This window comes from Pseudomonas sp. Pc102 (assembly GCF_018408275.1).
Lineage (GTDB): Bacteria > Pseudomonadota > Gammaproteobacteria > Pseudomonadales > Pseudomonadaceae > Metapseudomonas > Metapseudomonas tohonis.
Genome location: NZ_AP021905.1, coordinates 6,354,206 through 6,375,721, shown reverse-complemented (window position 1 = coordinate 6,375,721; position 21,516 = coordinate 6,354,206). Strand labels below are relative to the sequence as shown.

The 21,516-nt window shown below is 67.2% G+C and carries 20 protein-coding genes; 8 read left to right on the top strand and 12 right to left on the bottom strand.

What is annotated here, in order from left to right; all coding sequences use genetic code 11:
- Nucleotides 1-84: 84 nt before the first annotated feature.
- From PHLH3_RS29070 to PHLH3_RS29045, 6 genes are all read right to left on the bottom strand, one after another.
- Nucleotides 85-2,130 carry an oligopeptide transporter, OPT family gene (locus PHLH3_RS29070; protein ID WP_213627113.1) on the bottom strand — a complete coding sequence of 682 codons (2,046 nt, stop codon included), beginning with the start codon at nucleotides 2,128-2,130 and terminating at the stop codon, nucleotides 85-87.
- A gap of 264 nt (nucleotides 2,131-2,394) precedes the next feature.
- The gene (gene tauD / locus PHLH3_RS29065) at nucleotides 2,395-3,228 is read right to left on the bottom strand and encodes a taurine dioxygenase (protein WP_213627111.1); all 834 of its coding nucleotides are present in this window, start codon (nucleotides 3,226-3,228) and stop codon (nucleotides 2,395-2,397) included.
- 12 nt (nucleotides 3,229-3,240) lie between these two features.
- The gene (tauC, locus tag PHLH3_RS29060) at nucleotides 3,241-4,071 is read right to left on the bottom strand and encodes a taurine ABC transporter permease TauC (protein ID WP_213627109.1); all 831 of its coding nucleotides are present in this window, start codon (nucleotides 4,069-4,071) and stop codon (nucleotides 3,241-3,243) included.
- Nucleotides 4,068-4,850 carry a taurine ABC transporter ATP-binding subunit gene (tauB, locus tag PHLH3_RS29055; RefSeq protein WP_213627107.1) on the bottom strand — a complete coding sequence of 261 codons (783 nt, stop codon included), beginning with the start codon at nucleotides 4,848-4,850 and terminating at the stop codon, nucleotides 4,068-4,070. The genes tauC and tauB overlap by 4 nt, the downstream gene beginning before the upstream one ends.
- Before the next feature lie 129 nt (nucleotides 4,851-4,979).
- Complete coding sequence (tauA, locus tag PHLH3_RS29050) at nucleotides 4,980-5,960, bottom strand: taurine ABC transporter substrate-binding protein (RefSeq protein WP_213627106.1); 981 nt, start codon at nucleotides 5,958-5,960, stop codon at nucleotides 4,980-4,982.
- A 209-nt stretch (nucleotides 5,961-6,169) separates the two neighbouring features.
- On the bottom strand, nucleotides 6,170-7,141 hold the full coding sequence (locus PHLH3_RS29045) for an aliphatic sulfonate ABC transporter substrate-binding protein (protein WP_213627104.1): 972 nt from the start codon (nucleotides 7,139-7,141) through the stop codon (nucleotides 6,170-6,172).
- A 429-nt stretch (nucleotides 7,142-7,570) separates the two neighbouring features.
- Between PHLH3_RS29045 and PHLH3_RS29040 the strand changes: the two genes are divergently transcribed.
- The 8 genes from PHLH3_RS29040 to PHLH3_RS29005 all read left to right on the top strand — a co-directional run bounded on the left by PHLH3_RS29040 (nucleotide 7,571) and on the right by PHLH3_RS29005 (nucleotide 14,839).
- A complete protein-coding gene (locus tag PHLH3_RS29040; RefSeq protein WP_213627102.1) occupies nucleotides 7,571-8,920 on the top strand; it encodes an OprD family porin in 1,350 nt (449 codons plus the stop codon).
- A 312-nt stretch (nucleotides 8,921-9,232) separates the two neighbouring features.
- The gene (locus PHLH3_RS29035; protein WP_173176795.1) at nucleotides 9,233-9,871 is read left to right on the top strand and encodes a peroxiredoxin; all 639 of its coding nucleotides are present in this window, start codon (nucleotides 9,233-9,235) and stop codon (nucleotides 9,869-9,871) included.
- A 124-nt stretch (nucleotides 9,872-9,995) separates the two neighbouring features.
- Nucleotides 9,996-10,571, top strand: a complete 576-nt coding sequence (gene ssuE / locus PHLH3_RS29030; protein WP_173176793.1) for an NADPH-dependent FMN reductase — start codon at nucleotides 9,996-9,998, stop codon at nucleotides 10,569-10,571.
- Nucleotides 10,572-10,678: 107 nt separating this feature from the next.
- Nucleotides 10,679-11,644: a sulfonate ABC transporter substrate-binding protein gene (locus PHLH3_RS29025; protein WP_213627100.1), complete on the top strand. Its 966-nt coding sequence runs from the start codon at nucleotides 10,679-10,681 to the stop codon at nucleotides 11,642-11,644.
- 110 nt (nucleotides 11,645-11,754) lie between these two features.
- Entirely contained in the window at nucleotides 11,755-12,912 is a 1,158-nt protein-coding gene (ssuD, locus tag PHLH3_RS29020) for an FMNH2-dependent alkanesulfonate monooxygenase (protein WP_213627098.1), read from the top strand.
- 10 nt (nucleotides 12,913-12,922) lie between these two features.
- Nucleotides 12,923-13,708: an aliphatic sulfonate ABC transporter permease SsuC gene (gene ssuC, locus PHLH3_RS29015; protein WP_213627096.1), complete on the top strand. Its 786-nt coding sequence runs from the start codon at nucleotides 12,923-12,925 to the stop codon at nucleotides 13,706-13,708.
- The gene (gene ssuB, locus PHLH3_RS29010) at nucleotides 13,705-14,514 is read left to right on the top strand and encodes an aliphatic sulfonates ABC transporter ATP-binding protein (protein WP_213627094.1); all 810 of its coding nucleotides are present in this window, start codon (nucleotides 13,705-13,707) and stop codon (nucleotides 14,512-14,514) included. The genes ssuC and ssuB overlap by 4 nt, the downstream gene beginning before the upstream one ends.
- A 109-nt stretch (nucleotides 14,515-14,623) precedes the next feature.
- On the top strand, nucleotides 14,624-14,839 hold the full coding sequence (locus PHLH3_RS29005) for a molybdopterin-binding protein (protein ID WP_003455791.1): 216 nt from the start codon (nucleotides 14,624-14,626) through the stop codon (nucleotides 14,837-14,839).
- Between the two features lie 341 nt (nucleotides 14,840-15,180).
- On the opposite strand, the gene aguA is transcribed toward PHLH3_RS29005, so the two are convergent.
- The 6 genes from aguA to PHLH3_RS28975 form a co-directional block, all read right to left on the bottom strand.
- Entirely contained in the window at nucleotides 15,181-16,287 is a 1,107-nt protein-coding gene (aguA, locus tag PHLH3_RS29000; protein ID WP_213627092.1) for an agmatine deiminase, read from the bottom strand.
- A gap of 86 nt (nucleotides 16,288-16,373) precedes the next feature.
- Nucleotides 16,374-17,252 (bottom strand): N-carbamoylputrescine amidase, encoded by an 879-nt coding sequence (gene aguB / locus PHLH3_RS28995; RefSeq protein ID WP_213627090.1) that lies wholly within the window; start codon nucleotides 17,250-17,252, stop codon nucleotides 16,374-16,376.
- Nucleotides 17,253-17,423: 171 nt separating this feature from the next.
- Nucleotides 17,424-18,074 (bottom strand): TetR/AcrR family transcriptional regulator, encoded by a 651-nt coding sequence (locus PHLH3_RS28990; protein WP_213627088.1) that lies wholly within the window; start codon nucleotides 18,072-18,074, stop codon nucleotides 17,424-17,426.
- A gap of 75 nt (nucleotides 18,075-18,149) precedes the next feature.
- Entirely contained in the window at nucleotides 18,150-18,605 is a 456-nt protein-coding gene (locus PHLH3_RS28985) for an NfeD family protein (RefSeq protein WP_213627086.1), read from the bottom strand.
- A 2-nt stretch (nucleotides 18,606-18,607) separates the two neighbouring features.
- Nucleotides 18,608-19,528: an SPFH domain-containing protein gene (locus PHLH3_RS28980; protein WP_173178565.1), complete on the bottom strand. Its 921-nt coding sequence runs from the start codon at nucleotides 19,526-19,528 to the stop codon at nucleotides 18,608-18,610.
- A gap of 75 nt (nucleotides 19,529-19,603) precedes the next feature.
- Nucleotides 19,604-21,388 (bottom strand): GspE/PulE family protein, encoded by a 1,785-nt coding sequence (locus PHLH3_RS28975; RefSeq protein ID WP_173178566.1) that lies wholly within the window; start codon nucleotides 21,386-21,388, stop codon nucleotides 19,604-19,606.
- Nucleotides 21,389-21,516 lie beyond the last annotated feature (128 nt).

Below are 21,516 nucleotides of genomic sequence, written 5' to 3'. Positions count from 1 at the left end.
CACTCCAGTTAGGCAGCCAGCATAGCGACAGTTCCCCCGGAAAAGGGGGGAACGAACAGGTTTGCCAAGGGGTTCACACGCGTTTCAGGAACTGCGTTGCGACCCCAGTACATGACGGCAGAAGCCTACGCACACCAGGGCGAAGACCAGCAGGCCGAGCCACTGCGCGGTGCCCGAGAAGCCCGCCTCGACCAGTGCCAGCGGGGCGTCCTCGCCGGTCCCGCCGATCAGCCCGGCGAGCAGGATGCCCATCAGGCTCTCGCCGACGATCAGGCCCGAGGCGAGCAGTACCCCACGGCGGCGCGGCACCTCGGCGTAGCGTTCCGGGTCTTCCCCGGCGGCCTGGGCGCGGGCCTGCAGGCGGCCCTCGATCACCCGGCTGAGCACGGCGCCGACCACCAGGGTCATGCCGATGGTGGGCGGCAGGTAGATGCCCAGGCCCACCGCGAGCACCGGCAGGCTGGCCTTGCTGGTACGCCGCAGGATGATGTCGATGAGGATCAGCGCGACGCCGAGCACCACGCCGATGAGGATCATGTTCCAGTTCAGCGCGTTCTTGAAAATGCCGCTGGCGATGGCCGTGAGCAGGGTGGCCTGGGGCGCGGCCAGGGCCTGTTGCGGGTCCATCCCTTCGCGGGGAAGGGCGCCGGCGAAGCCGTAGGCGTTGTAGAGCAGGTCGAGCACCGGCGGGATCACCAGGGCGCCCGCCAGGCAGCCGACGATCAGCGCCACCTGCTGGCGCCAGGGCGTGGCGCCGACCAGGTAGCCGGTCTTGAGGTCCTGCAGGTTGTCGTTGGAGATGGCGGCGATGGCCAGCACCACGGCGGTGGTGAACAGCGCCAGGGCGATGGCCACCTTGCCGCCGGCCAGTTGCAGCAGGCCGGTCTCCAGGCTGCCCATGCCGAGGATCAGCAGCGAGACGAGGATCACCGCGATGATGCCGATGCCGGAGATCGGGCTGCTGGAGGAGCCCACCAGGCCGGCCATGTAGCCGCAGGCGGCGGCGATCAGGAAGCCGAAGAAGAAGGCGAACAGCACGCAGCCGGCGACCATGCCCCAGAAGCCCGGGCCGGTGAGTTCCGGCGCCGCCTCGTGGAGGAAGAAGCCGAACACGGTGAACAGCGCCAGCAGCAGGACGCCCGCCAGCGACAGGATGGCCCGCGCCGAGAGGTCGCGCTCGGTGCGCGCGGTGCTGGCCTCGGCCTTGCCGCGCACGGCCTGCAGCGAGGTCCACACGCCCTGGGCCATGGGCTTGAACAGGGTGGCCAGGGTCCAGAGCGCGGCGATGCCGATGGTGCCGGCGCCGAGGAAGCGCACCTGGGAACTCCACATCTGGGTGGCCAGGTCGCTGATGGCCTGGCCCTCGGCGGGCGTGGCGTTGATGGTGAGCAGCGGCACCGCGACCCCCCAGCAGATGAGCACGCCGATGAGGATGGCGATGCCGGCGGTGATGCCCATCAGGTACCCGGCGCCGACCAGGGCGAAGGAGAACCCGGTGGTGAAGCGGAAGGCGGCCTGCCCGGCGGTGGCCCAGACACTGATGCCTTCGCCGAGCACCTTGAAGCCGCTGCTGCACAGGCTGAAGGCCGCGGCCACCAGGCCGCCGCCGAGGATGTCGCGCAGGCCGGGCTCGTTCTTGTCACGGGCGGTGGGCGTGCCATCGGCGCCCTCGTCATCGCCGCTGCCGACACGGAGGATCTCCGCCGCCGCCACGCCTTCGGGGTAGGGCAGCTCGCTCTGCACCACCATCACCCGGCGCAGGGGGATGGTGTAGAGCACGCCGAGGATGCCGCCGATGGCGCAGATGGCCGCGGTCTGCCAGAAGGGGAAGCCGGCCCAGTAGCCGATCATCAGCAGGCCGGGAAGGATGAAGATGATCGAGCTCAGGGTGCCGGCCGCCGAGGCCTGGGTCTGCACCATGTTGTTCTCGAGGATGTTCGAGCCCTTGAAGTAGCGCAGCACCGCCATGGAGATCACGGCGGCGGGGATCGACGAGGCGAAGGTCAGCCCGACCTTGAGGCCGAGGTAGACGTTGGACGCGGTGAACACCAGGGTGATCAGCGCGCCGAGGACCAGCCCGCGCAGGGTCAGTTCGGGCAGGTCGAGGTGGTCGGGGATGCGGTCCGTCATGGGGCTCTCCAGGGGTATGCCGGCGCGCATTCTGCCGACGGGGGAAAGCCTAGACCAGCGGGTGCGGCCTTTGGTTGCAGGGAACGGACGTGAACGTGCAGGGATCGGCCATGGTGCGGCTGGGTGCCGAAACATGCAGGGGCGACTCGTAGGAGCGAATTCATTCGCGAAAGGAGCGCGAAGCGCTCCCCGGTGTTGCCAAGGGCAGCCTTGCAGGCTGCTTCGCGAATGAATTCGCTCCCACAGACGGTGGGCGGGAGCCCCTTAGAACGGCTTGTCGCCGAGGATGGTGGCGCGGTGCATCACGCGGCGGGCGGGGCGGTAGTCGTCGACGGCGAAGTGCTGGGTGATGCGGTTGTCCCAGAAGGCCACGTCGTTCTCCTGCCAGCGCCAGCGCAGGGTGAACTCCGGGCGGGTGGCGTGGGCGAAGAGGAAACGCAGCAGGGCGTCGCTTTCCGCCGCCGACAGCTCGTTGATGCGGGTGGTGAAGCCTTCGCTGACGAACAGCCCCTTGCGCCCGGTGACCGGGTGGGTGCGCACCACCGGGTGGCTGACCGGCGGGTGCTTGCGCTTGGCCGCTTCCAGCTTCTCGCGTTCCTGTGCCGTCAGGCTGAAGCGCTCCTCGGGGAAGGAGCGGGCCAGGTCGTGGGTGGCGGTGAGGCCTTCGAGCATCCGCTGCAGCGGCGCCGACAGCGCTTCGAAGGCGGCGCTGCTGCTGGCCCAGAGGGTGTCGCCCCCCACCGGCGGCAGCAGCTTGGCGCTGAGCACGGCGCCCAGGGCCGGGGTTTCCATGAATGTCACGTCGGTGTGCCAGAGGGCGTTGTCGCGCACGTCGGTGACGGCGGTGTCGAGCACCAGCACTTCCGGCTGCTCGGGGATGTTGGGGTAGATGGGGTGGATGTGCAGGTCGCCGAACTGGGCGGCGAAGCGTGCCTGCTGGGTGGGCTCCAGGGGCTGGGCGCGGAAGAACAGCACCTGGTGCTGGAGCAGGGCGGCCTCGATGCCATCGCGGTGTTCGGTGCTCAGCGGCTCGCGCAGGTCGACGCCGCCGACGAGGGCGCCGAGGGCGGGGCTGAGGGGGGTGATGTGCAGGGGCATGACGGGCCTCGATCAGTGGTTCTGCCCGTGCCAGGGCACGAGCTTGCGTTGCAGGGTGCGCAGGCCGAGTTCCAGGGCGAAGGCGACCAGGGCGATGACCAGGATGCCGAGCACCACGACGTCGGTGACCAGGAACTGCGCGGCCGACTGGACCATGAAGCCGAGGCCCTGGGTGGCGGCCACCAGTTCGGCGGCGACCAGGGTCGACCAGCCGACGCCGAGGCCGATGCGCACGCCGGTGAGGATGTCCGGCAGGGCGCTGGGCAGGACCACGTGGCGGATCAGCTGCGCCGGGGTGGCACCGAGGGACTGCGCCGCGCGCAGGCGCGCCGGGTTGACGTTGCGCACGCCGGTGGCGGTGGCGATGGCGATGGGGGCGAAGATGGCGAGGAAGATCAGCAGCACCTTGGACAGCTCGCCGATGCCGCACCAGATGACGATCAGCGGCAGGTAGGCCAGCGGCGGGATCGGCCGGTAGAACTCGATCAGCGGGTCGAAGATGCCGTGGGCGATGCGGTTGCGGCCGATGGCGATGCCCAGGGGGATGGCGGTGAGCACGGCGGCCAGCAGGGCGGTGCCGATGCGCGCGAGGCTCGCCAGCAGGTGCGCCCAGAGGCTGGAATCCATGTAGCCCTGGGTGGCCAGCTGCCAGCCCTTGCGCAGCACCGCCTGGGGGCTGGGCAGGAACAGCGGCTCGATCAGGCCGGCGGTGGTCACCGCCCACCAGGCCAGCAGCAGGCCGACGAGGGTCAGGCTGCTGATGGCGAAGGTGGAGAGGCGCCAGGTGCGGGATGCGGGGGTCGCTGCCTTGTTTTCCGGCAGGGGCAGGTCGAGGCTGCTCATGCGCTTCTCCTTTGCCGTTCGGCGAAGACCTGGGCGAGGACGTGCTCGCGGGTTTCGATGAAGGCCCGGTCGGACTTGATCGCCCGTGCACTCTCGCCGGCGGCGTAGCGGCGGCCGAAGTCGAGGGTCAGGCGCTCGCTGATGCGACCGGGGTTGGGTGACAGGAGGATCAGGTCGGTGGCGAGGAACACCGCTTCCTCGATGTCGTGGGTGATCAGGAACACCGGCTTGGCGGCGCGCTGCCAGACCTGCAGCAGCAGCTCCTGCATCTGTTCGCGGGTGAAGGCGTCGAGGGCGCCGAAGGGTTCGTCCATCAGCAGCACGCGCGGGTCGGCGGCCAGGGCCCGGGCAATGCCGACGCGCTGGCGCTGGCCCCCGGAGAGTTCCCAGATCTGCCGCTTCTCGAAGCCGGCGAGGTCGACCAGGGCGAGCATCTCGCGGGCCTTGGCTTCGCGCCGCGCACGGGGCACGCCGGCCAGTTCGAGGCCGAAGGCGACGTTGCCGAGGACGTTCTGCCAGGGCAGCAGGGCGTCGTCCTGGAACACCACCCCACGCTCGGCGGAAGGGCCCTGCACGGGCTGGCCGTCGAGGCTGATGCGACCGTCGCTGGGGGGCACGAAGCCGGCGATGAGGTTGAGCAGCGTGGTCTTGCCGCTGCCGGAAGGCCCCAGGGCGACCAGCAGCTGCTGTGGCCCGAGGGAGAGGGAAATGTCGGTCAGTACCGGCTCGGCCGTGCCGGGGTACTGTGCGCTGATGCGCTCCAGCTGGAGTAAGGCCATTTTCTTTTGCGCTCTTCTGAATGTGTCGGATCGAGCGAGTTGGAGCGGGGCCAGTCGCAAACGACCGGGGCTGCTGCGGGTGAGCAAGCCCAGGTCGTTTTCAACGACGCCCCGCCGACGCGCAGCCGATCAGTTGGTGACGTACTTGGCGCTCACGTAGGGGGCGTAGTCCGGCAACACCGCATCGACCTTGCCCTGCTCCTTGAGGAAGGTGGCGGTCTGGTTGATGGCCTGGGTGGTCGGTGCGCCGAGGGCGGTGACCTGGTCGGCGGCCAGCGGGAAGACGTTGCCCTGCAGCAGCAGCGGGATGTCCTCGGCCTTGGCGCCGGAGAGCTTCACCACCTTGTCGATGTTGGCCTTGTCGGCCAGCCAGGCTTGCGGGTCCTTGCGGTAGTCGGCGTAGGCGTCGAGGGTCACCTTGGCGAAGGCGCGGACCGCCTCGGGGTGCTTCTCGGCGAAGTCCTTGCGCACGATCCAGGCGTCGAAGGTCGGGGCGCCGAGCTTGCCCAGCTCACCGGAGCTGATCAGCACCTTGCCGCTGGACTTGGCCACGCCGAGCGCCGGGTCCCAGACGTAGGTGGCGTCGATGTCGCCGCGCTGCCAGGCGGCGATGATGGCCGGCGGCGCGAGGTTGAGGATGGTCACCTTGCTGGGGTCGATCTTCCAGTGCTTGAGGGCGGCCAGCAGGCTGTAGTGGCCGGTGGAGACGAAAGGCACGGCGATCTTCTTGCCGACCAGGTCCTCGGGCTTGGCGATGCCGGCGCCGTTGCGGGCGACCAGGGCCTCGGCGTCGCCGATCTGGGTGGCGATGAGGAAGGTCTGGATCGGCAGCTGGCGGGTAGCCGCCGCCGCCAGGGGGCTGGAGCCGACGTAGCCGATCTGCACGTCACCGGAGGCGACGGCGGTGATGACTTCGGCGCCGCTGTCGAACTTGCGCCAGTCGATCTTGGAGGCGCTGGCCTTTTCATAGGCGCCGTCGGCCTGGGCGACTTTCGCCGGGTCCACGGTGGTCTGGTAGGCGACGGTGAAATCCGCGGCCTGCGCGCTGATGGCCAGGCCGCCGAGGGTCAATGCCGCCAGCAGGCGACGGGGGAACAGAGAGCTGATCATGGTGGTGCTCCTAAACGGGCGACGGGCCGGTTCGGAGGCCGGGCCACGGGACGGGAATCGGGGTTTTCTCAGGGTGTCCGGTGATCCGGTGGAGCGAATCTAAATGATCTAAAAAATTCAGAATAAATACTTTTTAGTCATTAGCTTATGAGTGCTGGCTACTTGCCCCGTCCAGGCGAAGGGCCCGGCTCGCGGGCCCTAGGAGTGAGTCAGTGGGCTTCCGGGGTCCAGATGGGCAGCGCCAGGGCGTCCACCTTCTTGGGCAGCAACCCTTCGGCGAAGAAGGCATCGGCGATCTTCTGCTGCTCCGCCAGGCTGCCTGGCTGCACGGCGCGTACCTGGTAGCTGCGGTGGGTGTTGGCCTGCTCGACGATCGCCGGCGCCAGGCCACCCCATTGCGGGCCTAGGATCTCGGCCGCCTGGCGAGGATTGGCGCGCAGCCAGTCGCCGGTCTTCACCAGCTCGTCGAACACCGTCTGCAGCACCTTGGGGTTGGCCTTGGCGAAGGCGCTGCCGGTCAGGTAGTAGCGCTGGTAGTCGGCCAGGTGCGCGCCATCGCTGAGGGTACGGGTCGGCAACTGCTCGCGTGCACTGGTGAGGAAGGGCTCCCAGGTGACCCAGGCGTCGACCTTGTGGTTTTCGAAGGCGGCGCGCCCGTCGGCTGGGGTGAGGTAGGCGGGCTTGATGTCGGAGAACTTCAGCCCGGCCTTGTTCAGGGCGGCGATCAGCAGGTAGTGGCTGCCAGCGGCCTTGGTCACCGCGACGGTGCGGCCCTTGAGGTCGGCGAGGCTTTTCAGCGGTGAATCCGCGCGCACCAGTATCCCCTGGGCGGAAGGTGATGGCGCTTCCTGCGCGAAATAGGTAAGTTGCGCGCCCGCCGCCTGGGCGAACACCGGCACGGTGTCGGCGACATCCGCGGAAAGGTCGACGTTACCCAGGTTGAGGGCTTCCAGCAGCGGCTGGCCGCTGGGGAATTCGTGCCAGCTGATGGCGATGTCCTGCTTGGCGAGCTCGCGCTCCAGGCCGCCCTGGGATTTGAGCAGGGTGATCAGGGTCGAGGATTTCTGGAAGCCGATGCGCAGCTGCTGGCTGGCGGCGTCCACGGGCAGGGCGGCCAGCAGGCCGATGCCCAGTGCGAGGGCGAGCAGTGCGGTACGGGTGAAGGGTTTGGCCTGGGCCATGACGAACCTCTCGAAGATGCGCTTTCCGGCGATCTCGGGAGGCCGGAACGGGACCCCGCTTTCATCGCGAAGCGGGAAGTTCGTCCGGTTGTCCGGTGGCGAGAAGCTAGGTGATCTAAAAAAGGCGGGACCAATAATTTTTAATCATTAGCTTATGCGGCGAGATGAGAACGGGTTCAAAGCTCGTCCGTGATGCTTTTTATGCGATTTAGTTACAATAAAGTGACAATAAATTCTTTTTAAGCCTTAAGCGCCTTGCCCTAGATTGCCAGCCATCCGGGGCGGGGTGCTTTCGCTTGAATCGCGCTGGAAATCCATGACCCTGTGGTCATACTGCCTCGCTGTATATTTTTATATACAGCGAGGCGTGAGCGCGCCTCACCTCTAAAACTAAAACACCAAGAAACAAGCACCATCTGGAGCACGAGCATGAACAGATCTTCCCTGGCCTTGGCCATCGCTGCCGGTGTACTGGCCCAACAGGCCGTCGCGGGCGGTTTCGTCGAGGACAGCAAGGCCACCCTCGGCCTGCGCAACTTCTATATCAACCAGGACAACCGCGAAGGCACTGCCAACCCCTCCAAGCAGGAAGAGTGGGGCCAGGGCTTCCTCTTCAACTACACCTCCGGCTACACCGAGGGCACCGTGGGCTTCGGCGTCGACGCGCTGGGCCTGCTGGGCGTGCGCCTGGACTCCGGCAAGGGCACTCACTACAACGCCGGTAGCAATGCCTACGGCGGCACCGTGTTCCCCACCGACGGCGACGGCCGTGCCGTGGATGACTTCGGCAGCATCGGCGTGACCGGCAAGGTCCGCGTCTCCAAGACCGAAGCCCGCATCGGCACCCTGCAGCCCAAGCTGCCGGTCGTGACCTTCAACGACGGTCGCCTGCTGCCGCAGACCTTCGAAGGTGGCCAGGTCACCTCCAACGAGATCGACGGCCTGACCCTGGTCGGGGGCCAGCTCGAGCACGCCAAGGGCCGTAACTCCAGCGACGCCCGTGGCCTGTCCATCGGCGGTGCCAACAGCCTGGGCTCCCCGGCCACCTACAAGAACGGGCAGTTCAGCAACAAGTTCTACTACGCCGGTGGCGACTACAAGGTCACCAAGGACCTGACCGCCCAGTACTACTACGGCAACCTGGAAGACTTCTATGAGCAGCACTTCCTTGGCCTGACCCACGTGCTGCCGGTTGGCCCGGGTTCCCTGAAATCCGACCTGCGCTACTTCTACAGCGACTCCGATGGCAAGAACGCCAGCGCCGCCGGCCGCCTCGAGGGCTATCGCAGCTCCGGCAACTGGGCGACCACCGACGCGAACCGCTGGGAAGTCGACAACAAGACCTGGAGTGCCTTCTTCACCTACACCCTGGGCAGCCATGCCGCCAGCCTGGGCTACCAGCAGGTGTCCGGCGACAGCGCCTTCCCCTTCCTGAACCAGGGTGACGGTGCCACCGCCTACCTGATCACCGACCGCCAGATCGGCAAGTTCCTCAGTGCCGGCGAGCGCACCTGGGTGGCCGAGTACGGCTACGACTTCGCCAAGGCCGGCGTACCGGGCCTGAAGGCCGTCGCCACCTACCTGAAGGGCAGCAACATCGAGACCCAGGGCAGCGACCAGGGCGAGTGGGAGCGTGACTTCCGCCTGGACTACACCCTGCAGGACGGCCCGCTGAAAGGCCTGGGCCTGTCCTGGCGTAACGCTGCCCTGCGCAGCGACGCCACCCGCGACCAGGACGAAAACCGCCTGATCGTGAGCTACACCCTGACCCTGCTGTAAGCAGCGTCACCGAGCCCCGCTTCCGCCCCAGGCGGAGGCGGGGCTTTTTTGTGGGCGCGATTCGGGGCAGGCGGCAAATCGGGCTTCGTAGGATGGATAGAGTCGAGCGAAACCCATCATTGCGGAGTGCCCAGGACCCCATGGGTTTCGCTTCGCTCTACCCATCCTACAAGTGCTGACCGGGTGTTTGAGTGGATGGGGAGATATAGCTCTTAAAGTTATAAATAAATTGTTATTTATTCTTTTTGATTTCCTTCGAGGCTGGGCATAGTGAGCGCACAGAACGACGAATCCAGTCTCAAGGAGCTGCACATGAGCATCAGACTCGGCGACATCGCCCCCGACTTCGAACAGGACTCCAGCGAAGGCCGCATCCGTTTCCACGAGTGGCTGGGCAACAGCTGGGGCGTGCTCTTCTCGCACCCCGCCGACTTCACGCCGGTGTGCACCACCGAACTGGGCCTGACCGCCAAGCTGAAGGACGAATTCGCCGCCCGTGGGGTCAAGGCCATCGCCCTGTCGGTGGACCCGGTGGATTCGCACCTGAAGTGGATCGACGACATCAACGAGACCCAGAACACCGTCGTCAACTTCCCCATCATCGCCGACGCCGACCGTGCCGTTTCCGGCCTCTACGACCTGATCCACCCGAATGCCAACGACACCCTCACCGTGCGTTCGCTGTTCATCATCGACCCCAACAAGAAGGTGCGCCTGATCATCACCTACCCGGCCAGCACCGGGCGCAACTTCAACGAGATCCTGCGGGTGATCGACTCCCTGCAGCTCACCGACAACCACAAGGTCGCCACCCCTGGTAACTGGCAGGACGGCGATGACGTGGTGATCGTGCCCTCGCTGAAAGACGAGGACGAGATCAAGCAGCGCTTCCCCCGTGGCTACAAGGCGATCCGGCCGTACCTGCGCCTGACGCCGCAGCCCAATCGCTGAGGCATTGAGCGGGCCCCGCCTGTGCGGGGCGACGGGGCGGCCCTCGGTCAGCCCCCCAATGAATGAAAGAGCAGGGTTCGGACCGGTGCGCCGGTCCGTTTTTTATCGAAGAGGAACAGTCCCGATGTTGGTGGTGACCCTTTCCGGCAGTCCCAGCCTGGAGTCGCGCTCGGCAGCCCTGCTGACCCGCGCCCGCCAGTGGCTGGAGCGGCATGGGGTGGAGCTGGCGGGCTTCGCGGTACGGGACTTCCCCGCCGAGGACCTGCTGCACGCACGCTTCGACAGCCCCCGCGTGCAGCACCTGATCGAGCAGGTCGGCCGCGCCGACGGGCTGCTGGTGGCGACGCCGGTGTACAAGGCGTCCTTCGCCGGTGCCCTCAAGACCCTGCTCGACCTGCTGCCCGAGCGGGCCCTGGAACACAAGGTCGTGCTGCCCATCGCCACCGGTGGCAGCAAGGCCCACATGCTGGCGGTGGATTACGCACTGCGGCCCGTTCTGACGGCCCTCAAGGCCGAGGAAGTGCTGCACGGCATCTTCGCCGACGACGGCCAGGTGGAGCACCAGAACGGCGGTGTGCAACTCGCCCCGTCCCTGGAGCAACGCCTGGACGAATCACTGGAACAGTTCCAGCGGGCCCTGGCCAGAAGGCCTCGCCCCCTGGAGCCGGATGCCCTGCGCAACGCGCGCTGGAGCATCTGAAGTACGGCAGGACACTCCCCCGGGGGTGACAAGAACAAGGCCTTACTCGCCCGCCAACGGGCAAGCAGGCGCAACCACTACCCAAAGCAGAGTTCGAGGAGAGCGCCATGCGCACCATCACTTTGCGTCGGAGCCTGGTCGCCCTGTTTGCAGCGGCCATCACCTTCGGCGCCATCACCCAGGCACAGGCCGAGACCTTGCGGATCGGCTACCAGAAATACGGCACCCTGGTGCTGCTCAAGGCCAAGGGCTCCCTGGAGAAGCGCCTGGCCGACCAGGGCATCGAGGTGAAATGGACCGAGTTCCCCGGCGGCCCGCAGCTGCTGGAAGGCCTCAACGTCGGCTCCATCGACTTCGGCGTCACCGGCGAGACCCCGCCGGTGTTCGCCCAGGCCGCCGGTGCCGACCTGCTCTACGTCGCCTACGAGCCGCCGGCGCCCACCAGCGAGGCGATCCTCGTGCCCAAGGGCTCGGCGATCCAGTCGGTCAAGGAACTGGCCGGCAAGAAGGTCGCCCTGAACAAGGGCTCCAACGTGCACTACCTGCTGGTCCGTGCCCTCGAAGAGGCGGGCCTGAAGTACAGCGACATCCAGCCCGTGTACCTGCCGCCGGCCGATGCCCGCGCCGCCTTCGAGCGTGGCAGCGTCGACGCCTGGGTGATCTGGGACCCCTTCCAGGCGGCCGCCGAGCAGCAGCTGCAGGCCCGCACCCTGCGCAACGGCACCCAGCTTGTGGATAACCACCAGTTCTACCTGGCCACCCGGCAGTACGCGACCCAGCACCCGCAGGTGATCAGCACCCTGGTGGAGGAAGTCCGCGCCGTGGGCGAGGACTCCAAGGCCGACCCGGACACCGTCACCGAACAGGTCGCGCCGCTGCTCGGCCTGCCCAGGGACATCACCTCCATCGCGGTGAAGCGCCAGGGCTACGGCGCCCAGTTCCTCACCCCGGAGGTGGTCACTGCGCAGCAGAAGATCGCCGACACCTTCACCGACCTGAAGCTGATCCCGAAAAAACTCAGCATCAAGGATGTGATCTGGACGCCGCCCGCCAAGGTCGCCCAGCAGCAGTGATTGGCGCCTCGCCCCGCGCCAGGACGGCGCGGGGGAGGTTTCGATACCCGTAAACGAACCATCATCGCGCGGCTACGCCACGCCGGCGCGCTCACCCTGGAGTTATTGCGATGAGTCTCAACCTCTTCTGGTTCCTGCCGACCCACGGCGACGGCCACTACCTCGGCACATCCGAAGGCGCCCGCGCTGTCGACCACGGCTACCTGCAGCAGATCGCCCAGGCGGCCGACCGCCTCGGTTTCGGCGGCGTGCTGATCCCCACCGGTCGTTCCTGCGAGGACTCCTGGCTGGTTGCCGCCTCGCTGATCCCGGTGACCCAGCGCCTGAAACTCCTCGTCGCCCTGCGCCCGGGGATCATTTCGCCCACCGTCGCTGCGCGCCAGGCCGCCACCCTCGACCGCCTCTCCGGCGGCCGGGCCCTGTTCAACCTGGTGACCGGGGGCGACCCGGACGAGCTGGCCGCCGACGGCCTGCACCTGAACCATGAAGAGCGTTACGAGGCTTCCGTCGAATTCACCCGTATCTGGCGCCGCGTGCTGGAGGGCGAGACCGTCGACTACGACGGCAAGCACATCCAGGTGAAGGGCGCCAAGCTGTTCTACCCGCCGCTGCAGCAACCGCGCCCGCCGCTGTACTTCGGCGGCTCCTCCGAAGCCGCCCAGGACCTGGCCGCCGAACAGGTGGAGCTGTACCTGACCTGGGGCGAGCCGCCGGCCGCCGTGAAGGAGAAGATCGAACAGGTGCGCGAGAAGGCCGCCAAGCTCGGCCGCAGCGTGCGCTTCGGCATCCGCCTGCACGTGATCGTGCGCGAGACCAACGAAGAAGCCTGGGCCGCCGCCGACCGCCTGATCGCCAACCTCGACGACGCCACCATCGCCAAGGCCCAGGCGGCCTTCGCCCGCTTCGACTCGGTCGGCCAGCAACGCATGGCCGCCCTGCACAATGGCAAGCGCGACCAGCTGGAAGTCAGCCCCAACCTCTGGGCCGGCGTCGGCCTGGTGCGTGGCGGTGCGGGCACTGCGCTGGTGGGCGATGGGCCCACCGTGGCCGCGCGGGTCAAGGAATACGCCGACCTCGGCATCGACACCTTCATCTTCTCCGGCTACCCGCACCTGGAAGAGTCCTACCGCGTGGCGGAACTGCTGTTCCCCCACCTGGACGTGGCACGCCCGCAGGCGAGCGATGGCCTGGCCTTCGTCAGCCCCTTCGGCGAGATGGTGGCCAACGAGGCGCTGCCCGAGCGTCGCCTCAAGGTCTCGCAGAGCTGAGGGCGCCGAGATGAATTTCCAGTCAATCCTCCAGCGCCTGGCGCCCTGGGCACTGCCCTTCGTGCTGCTGGCCACCTGGCAGCTCGCCGTCGAGACCGGCCTGCTCTCCACCCGCATCCTCCCGGCACCCAGCGCCGTGGTCACCGCCGGCTGGCAACTGGTGGCCAGCGGCGAGATCTGGACCCACCTGGCCATCAGCGGCTGGCGCGCCGGCATCGGCTTCGCCATCGGTGGCGGCCTCGGCCTGCTGCTGGGCTTCATCACCGGCCTGTCGAAATGGGGCGAACGCCTGCTCGACAGCTCGGTGCAGATGATCCGTAACGTGCCGCACCTGGCGCTGATCCCGCTGGTGATCCTGTGGTTCGGCATCGACGAGTCGGCGAAGATCTTCCTCGTCGCCCTCGGCACCCTGTTCCCCATCTACCTCAACACCTACCACGGCATCCGCAACGTCGACCCGGCGCTGGTGGAGATGGCGCGCAGCTACGGCCTCTCCGGCTTCGGCCTGTTCCGCCAGGTGATCCTGCCCGGCGCGCTGCCCTCGATCCTGGTGGGCGTGCGTTTCGCCCTCGGCTTCATGTGGCTGACCCTGATCGTCGCCGAGACCATCTCGGCCAGTTCCGGCATCGGCTACCTGGCGATGAACGCCCGCGAGTTCCTGCAGACCGACGTCGTGGTGCTGGCGATCCTGCTCTACGCGGTGCTCGGCAAGCTGGCCGACGTCGCCGCCCGTGGCCTCGAACGCCTGTGGCTGCGCTGGCACCCGGCCTACCAGGCCAAGGGAGGTGCGGCATGAATGCCCTGTCCACGCCCCAGCGCCTGAAGCGCGGCATCCCGCTGGCGATCCGCAGCATCGGCAAGTCCTTCGGCGAGCGCGAGGTGCTCAAGGACATCGACCTGCTGATTCCCGCCGGCCAGTTCGTTGCCGTGGTCGGTCGCAGCGGGTGCGGCAAGAGCACCCTGCTGCGCCTGCTGGCCGGGCTCGACCAGCCCAGCCGGGGCGAGCTGCTGGCCGGTTCGGCCCCCCTGGCCGAGGCCCGCGAGGACACCCGGCTGATGTTCCAGGACGCCCGCCTGCTGCCCTGGAAGCGGGTGATCGACAACGTCGGCCTCGGCCTCTCCGGCAACTGGCGGCCCAAGGCCCTGGAAGCGCTGGAGGCCGTGGGCCTGGCCGACCGTGCCCAGGAATGGCCGGCGGCGCTGTCCGGTGGCCAGAAGCAGCGCGTGGCCCTGGCCCGCGCCCTGATCCACGAACCGCGCCTGTTGCTGCTGGACGAACCGCTGGGCGCGCTGGATGCGCTGACCCGCATCGAGATGCAGCAACTGATCGAACGCCTCTGGCAGAAGCACGGCTTCACCGTGCTGCTGGTCACCCACGACGTCAGCGAGGCCGTGGCCATCGCCGACCGGGTGATCCTGATCGAAGACGGCGAGGTCGGCCTCGACCTGGCCGTGGAACTGCACCGCCCCCGCGCCCGTGGTTCGGCACGGTTGGCGGCACTGGAGGCCGAGGTGCTGGAGCGGGTGCTGTCGCAACCCGCCTCGCCACCGGAGCCGGAACCCTTTTCACCCCTGCCCACGCAGTTGCGTTGGGCGCTTTAACCCTCAGCGGCAAGCGCAAGCCACAAGCCGCAAGGAAGAGCAGGACGCTCCGACTTGCCGCTTGGAGCTTGCAACTTGAAGCTGCTTTTCGACCCCAGGAGAAAACGCCATGACCATCAAAGCCATCAACGTCCGCAACCAGTTCAAGGGCACCATCAAGGAAATCATCGAAGGCCCGGTGCTGTCGGAAATCGACGTGCAGACCGCCGCCGGCATCGTCACTTCGGTGATCACCACCCGTTCCGTGCGCGAGCTGGAGCTGGGCATCGGCTCGGAGGTGATCGCCTTCGTGAAGTCCACCGAGGTGTCCATCGCCAAGCTGTGATCCGGTGGAAAGAGGTTGCGTCAGCTGCCTTGTGCCGACATGAAGAGCCCCCGCGCATGCGGGGGCTCGTTCGTTTGGGGGCACGTGTGGGAGCGAATTCATTCGCGATGCGGACCGCAGGGCCGCCCGGCAGTATCGGGATCGCTACGCGATCCTTCGCGAATGAATTCGCTCCCACAGAGGCGTGGTTCGTAGGATGGGTAGAGCGGAGCGAAACCCATGCGGTCCTGGGCACGCCCGATGATGGGTTTCGTACCTCTACCCATCCTACGGGTAGCTGGTGCCTTGTGTCGGAATGAAAAAGCCCCGCTTTCGCGGGGCTTCGTTCATCCAGCGGTGGCTCAGCGCTTCTGCGGCGCCGGCTGCTGCTGGGTGATGCAGTGGATGTTGCCACCGCCGAGGAGGATCTCGCGGCCCGGCACCATCACCACCTCATGCTGCGGGAACAGGCGCTTGAGGATGGCTTCGGCCTCGGCGTCCTTCGGGTCGTCGAACTTGGGCGCGATGATGCCGCCGTTGACGATCAGGAAGTTGACGTAGGAACCCGCCAGGCGGATCGACGGGTCGCGCTCCTGGGTACCGGCCACCAGGTCGACGCCGGCGCACTCTTCGTCCGTGGCGTAGAGCGGGCCGGGAATCGGCATCTTGTGCACCACCAGTTGGCGGCCCTTGGCGTCGCGGGCCTGCTCCAGCACCTTCATCGCCGCCTGGCAGCGCGGGTAGTTGGGGTTGGCCGGGTCATCGGTCCAGGCCAGCAGCACCTCGCCCGGGCGCACGTAGCAGCAGAAGTTGTCGACGTGGCCGTCGGTCTCGTCGTTATAGAGGCCATCCGGCAGCCAGATGATGCTGTCCACCGCCAGGTGGTCACGCAGCACTGCCTCGATCTCCTCGCGGTTCAGGTGCGGGTTGCGGTTGCGGTTGAGCAGGCATTCCTCGGTGGTGATCAGGGTGCCTTCGCCGTCCACGTGGATGGAGCCGCCCTCGAGCACGAAGCCTTCGGTGCGGTAGCCCTGGCAGCCTTCGATGCGGAGGATCTTCGAGGCCACCTGGTCGTCGCGGTTCCAGGGCGAATAGAGACCGCCGTCGAAGCCGCCCCAGGCGTTGAAGGCCCAGTCCACGCCGCGCACCTCGCCCGTGTCGTTGGTGACGAAGGTGGGACCGGTATCACGCACCCAGGCGTCATCGGTGGTGATTTCCACCACGCGGATGTTCGGCTCGTCCAGGCGCTGGCAGGCGTTTTCGTACTGGCCGGCGCTGACGCACACGGTCACCGGCTCGAAGCGGGCGATGGCGCGGGCCACGGCGGTGAAGGCCGCCTGCGCGGGCTTGCCGCCGAGGCGCCAGTTGTCCGGGCGTTCTGGCCAGACCATCCAGGTGCGGCTGTGGGGTTCCCACTCGGCCGGCATGCGGAAGCCATCGGCGCGGGGTGTGCTGTTCAGAGGTTTCATGCGGGTTCCCTAGGGTCGCCCGGTCAGGGGCGATGCGGTGGCTGTGGAGTGGGCCCCGCATGGGCGGGGGCCACTGTAAATGGGTGTCAGGACTCCAGGACGCCGTCCAGGGTCTTCAGCGGGCCGTACAGGTTCGGGCGACGGTCGCGGAAGCTGCCCCAGGCGCTGCGGGTGTGTTCCAGCTTGTCCAGGTCGAAGCTGTGCACCAGCACGCCTTCCTCGGTCTCGTTCAGTTCCTCGACCTTGGCGCCGAACTGATCGGCGATGAAGGAGGAGCCGTAGAAGGTGATGTCGTAGCCGTCCTGCTCCTCGCGACCGATGCGGTTCGACGCCACCAAGGGCATCAGGTTAGCGCCTGCGTGGCCCTGCTGCACGCGCTGCCAGTGGTCGCGCGAAGTGATGCTGGCGTCGTGGGGCTCGCTGCCGATGGCGGTGGGGTAGAAGAGGATCTCGGCGCCCAGCAGCGCCATGCTGCGGGCGCACTCGGGGAACCACTGGTCCCAGCAGATGCCGACGCCGATGCGCGCGTAGCGGGTGTTCCACGCCTTGAAGCCGGTGTCCCCCGGGTTGAAGTAGTACTTCTCGTGGTAGCCGGGACCGTCCGGGATGTGGCTCTTGCGGTACACGCCGAGGTTGCTGCCGTCGGCGTCGATGATGGCGATGCTGTTGAAGCGCGCCCGCCCGGCCAGCTCGAAGTAGCTGATGGGCAGCACCACCTGCAGTTCGGCGGCGACCTTCTGGAAGTGGGCGATGGCGGCGTTGGCCTCGGTGCGGGTGGCCAGTTGCAGGTAGTCGGGGTTGGGCTTCTGGCAGAAGTAGGGGGTCTCGAACAGCTCCTGGATGAGGATGATCTGCGCGCCCCTGGCGGCGGCCTGGCGCACCAGTTTCTCGGCGTTGGCGATGTTCGCGGCGCGATCCCAGGAGCAGGCCATCTGGGTGGCGGCGACGGTAACGATGCGGGGCATGGAGACACCTCGTCAGGACGATTGCTGTCGATGAGCGGGCGTGAGTCGCCCGGATGGCGACTTTATAATCGATAAAAATCCGATTTAAAAGTGGTAATAAAATATTTGAAAGAAATAATGCCCAGTAATGCCGATGTTTATCGGCTATTTATCGGATAAAAATCGAAGGCTTCAGAGGGCGTCCGCCAGCGCGGCGGCACGTTTGGGCAGGAAGGGCGGCAGGTAGAGGCCGAGGTAGGCGTCGAAGACGCGCATGCCTTCCTCGGCGAAGCGCGGGGTGATTTCGCCGTGCAGTTGCACCGAGCGGGCGTAGACGCGATCGCCCAGTTCCATGGCCAGGGCGAAGACGTCGAGGTCGCCCGGCAGCGCCGGCAGTTCGAAATGGCGCTCGAACAGGCGGTGCATCAGGCGACCCAGCTCGATGTCGTGCTGGCGGTCGGCCTGGGTCACTTCGGTGAGGCCGTGCTGGGCGAGGATCAACTGGCGCGCGGCGGTGTCCTCGGCGTAGATCGCCAGCATGCGTTCTTCCACCAGGCGCGAGAGGTCGCGCCAGTTGGCCAGGCGCTCGTGCTCCACCGGCTCCTGCAGGCAGGCGCGGAAGGCGGCGTGGACTTCGGCGGTGAGGCCTTCGAGGATCGCCGGCACGCTGGCGAAGAAGTGGTAGACGGAGGAGGGCGGCATCTCCGCGCGCTCGGCCACGCTGTAGATCGACAGGTTGGCCACGCCTTCCTCGGCCAGCAGCGCGCGGGCGGAGTCGAGGATCCCGGCGATGCGCAGCTGGCTGCTGGCGCGGGGTTTGCGGGGGGTGGCGGGACGCGGCATGGACGGCTCCTTGGCATGAGGCGGCTATTGGACGTTAGCCATGAGCCCCATGCAATACCGACGCGTCCCGTTCGTTCAACCGGCGCTGACCGGTTCGACCTTGAGCAGCACGCCGTCCTGGCCGATGACACGCACCTGGGCGCCAACGGGCAGGTCGGGCCCGACCACCAGCCAGACCGAGTCGCCGGCCTTGATCTTGCCGCGCCCGCCTTCGATGGCCTGGTGCAGGGCGAACTGGCGGCCAATGAATTCCTGGCCCCGGCGGTTCAGCCCAGGCTGGTCGGAGGGCTTGGCGGCGCTGCGCTGGCGGCGCCACCAGTAGACGGCGGTGCACACCGAGAGCACGCCGAAGAGGAGGAACTGCACCTCCCACGGGATGCCCGGCACGATGAAGGTGAGGGCGCCGACCGCGGCGGCGGCCAGGCCGATCCACAGCAGGTAGCCGCCGGCGCCGAAGACTTCGAGGATCAGCAACAGGGTGCCCAGTGCCAGCCAGTCCCAGAAGGACAGGGTCTGCAGGTAGCCGAGCATGGTCAGACCTTCTTGTCGCCGAAGGTGGCCTTGACGATCTCGCCGATGCCGCCCACCGAGCCGATCACCTGGCTGGCCTCCAGCGGCATGAGGATCACCTTGCTGTTGTTGGCGCTGGCCAGGTTGCCCAGGGCCTCGACGTATTTCTGCGCGACGAAGTAGTTGACCGCCTGCACGTTGCCGCTGGCGATGGCCTGGGACACCACGCGGGTCGCCTCGGCTTCGGCCTGGGCGGCGCGTTCGCGGGCCTCGGCTTCGAGGAAGGCGGCGGCACGCTCGCCCTCGGCGCGGAGGATCTCCGCCTGCTTGTGGCCCTCGGCGGTGAGGATGGCGGCGGAGCGGGAGCCTTCGGCCTCGAGGATCTGCGCGCGCTTCAGGCGCTCGGCCTTCATCTGGCTGGCCATGGCTTCGACCAGGTCGGCGGGCGGGCTGATGTCCTTGATCTCGATACGGGTGACCTTGATGCCCCAGGGCGCGGTGGCCTCGTCGACGGTGCGCAGCAGGCGCTCGTTGATGGCGTCGCGCTGGCTGAGCATGGCGTCCAGCTCCATGGAGCCGAGCACGGTGCGGATGTTGGTCATCACCAGGTTGCGGATGGCGTGCTCGAGGTTGTTCACCTCATAGGCCGCCTGGGCCGCGTTGATCACCTGGAAGAAGCACACGGCGTCGATCTCGACGATGGCGTTGTCGGCGCTGATGGCTTCCTGCGGGGGGATGTCCAGCACCGCCTCCATGACGTTGAGCTTGCGCCCGATGCGGTCCATCACCGGGACGATGATGTTCAGGCCCGGCTTCAGGGTGTTGGTGTAGCGCCCGAAACGCTCCACCGTCCATTCGTAGCCCTGCGGCACGACCTTGAAACCCATGAAGACGATAGCCACGGCGAGCGCGACGAAGAGAAGTACGACTGTGGTGATGCCCATGACTGTTCCCTGTAGGTGAGTGCCGGAGCGGCCTTTCTCGGTGATCCGCCCGGATTCTGCGCCGGGCGGCGGTGGTTACTTCTGTTCGCTCTGCGGCGTGACCCGCAGCACTTCCTCGACCGTGGTGAGCCCGGCGGCGACCTTCTGCGCGCCGGACAGGCGCAGGCTGCGCATGCCTTCCTTGAAGGCGTTGCGACGCAGGCCGACGAGGTCGGTATCGGCGGTGATGTAGCTCTTCACCGAATCCGACAGCAGCATGATCTCGTAGACCCCGGCACGACCCCGGTAGCCGGTGTCGCGGCATTCCAGGCAGCCCACGGCGCGATGCGCCCCGGTGGGCAGCGGTGCGCTCCAGGGGCGGGTGAGGTTCTGCCAGTCTTCCTCCTCCAGCTCGATGGGCGCCTTGCAGTGCGGGCACAGGGTGCGCACCAGGCGCTGGGCCATGACCCCGAGCAGGGTGGCGCGCAGCAGGTAGTAGGGCACGCCCAGTTCCAGCAGGCGGGTGATGGCGCTGGGGGCGTCGTTGGTGTGCAGGGTGGAAAGCACCAGGTGTCCGGTGAGCGCCGCCTGGATGGCCATCTCGGCGGTCTCCAGGTCGCGGATCTCGCCGACCATGATGATGTCCGGGTCCTGGCGCATCAGGGCGCGCACGCCGCTGGCGAAGGTCAGGTCGATGTTGTGCTGCACCTGCATCTGGTTGAAGGCGCCCTCGATCATCTCGATGGGGTCTTCGATGGTGCAGACGTTCACCTCGCTGGTGGCCAGCTGCTTGAGCGTGGTGTAGAGCGTGGTGGTCTTGCCCGAGCCGGTGGGGCCGGTGACCAGGATGATGCCGTTGGGCTGGTTGGTCATGCTCTGCCAGCGCTTGAGGTCGTCCTGGGAGAAGCCCAGCTGGTCGAAGCTTTTCAGCAGCACCTCGGGGTCGAAGATCCGCATCACCATCTTCTCGCCGAAGGCGGTGGGCAGGGTCGACAGGCGCAGTTCCACCTCGCCGCCCTCCGGGGTCTTGGTCTTGACCCGGCCGTCCTGGGGCTTGCGCTTCTCCGCCACGTTCATGCGGCCGAGGCTCTTCAGGCGGCTGACGATGGCCATCGTCACCTGGGGCGGGAACTGGTAGACGGTGTGCAGCACGCCGTCGATACGGAAGCGCACGGTGCCCTGCTCGCGGCGCGGCTCGATGTGGATGTCGCTGGCGCGCTGCTGGTAGGCGTACTGGAACAGCCAGTCGACGATGTTGACGATATGCGCGTCGTTGGCGTCGGGTTCCTGGTCGTTCGCCCCCAGTTTCAGCAGTTGTTCGAAGTTGCCGACGCCGCTGATCTTCTGGTCCACGGCGTTGGCGCCGCTGACCGACTTGGCCAGGCGGTAGAACTCGACGGTGAAGCGCTGGATGTCCGCCGGGTTGGCGACGATGCGCTTGATCGGGCGCTTGAGGACGTGGGTCAGGTTGCCTTCCCAGCTGTGCACGAAGGGCTGCGCGCTGGCGATGGTGACGCTCTCGCTGTCGGCGGCCACGGCGAGGATCTTGTGGCGCTGGGCGAAGGCGTAGGACATCAGCGGGGTGACCGCGGCGACGTCGATCTTCAGCGGGTCGATGCGCAGGTAGGGCTGGCCGGCGTACTCGGCGAGCCATACGGTCAGGGCTTCGAGGTCGAGCTTCTTGCCGGGGCGCTTGAGGTCGTCGACCTGCTGGCTGGCGAGGAATTCCAGCGGGTGCTGCTGGTTGTTCACCGCACTGCGGCGAATCGCCATGCACTGCTCGGCGGTGTCCTGGGCGATCCGGCCCTGGTTCACCAGCTCCCGCAGGAGGTCGTTGAGGTCCAGCCAGCGATCCTGGGCGGCTGAGGCAAAAGCGGACATGCAGGCTCCTTGGTCACGCGATCCCGGTCAGGGAAGAGTAGCCAACGCACTCTTCCGTGGAGGGTGCACAGGATGCCCGAATCGGCGCCCCGGAGCGAAGGGCAATGCGTGACCGGGTGCACCGAACG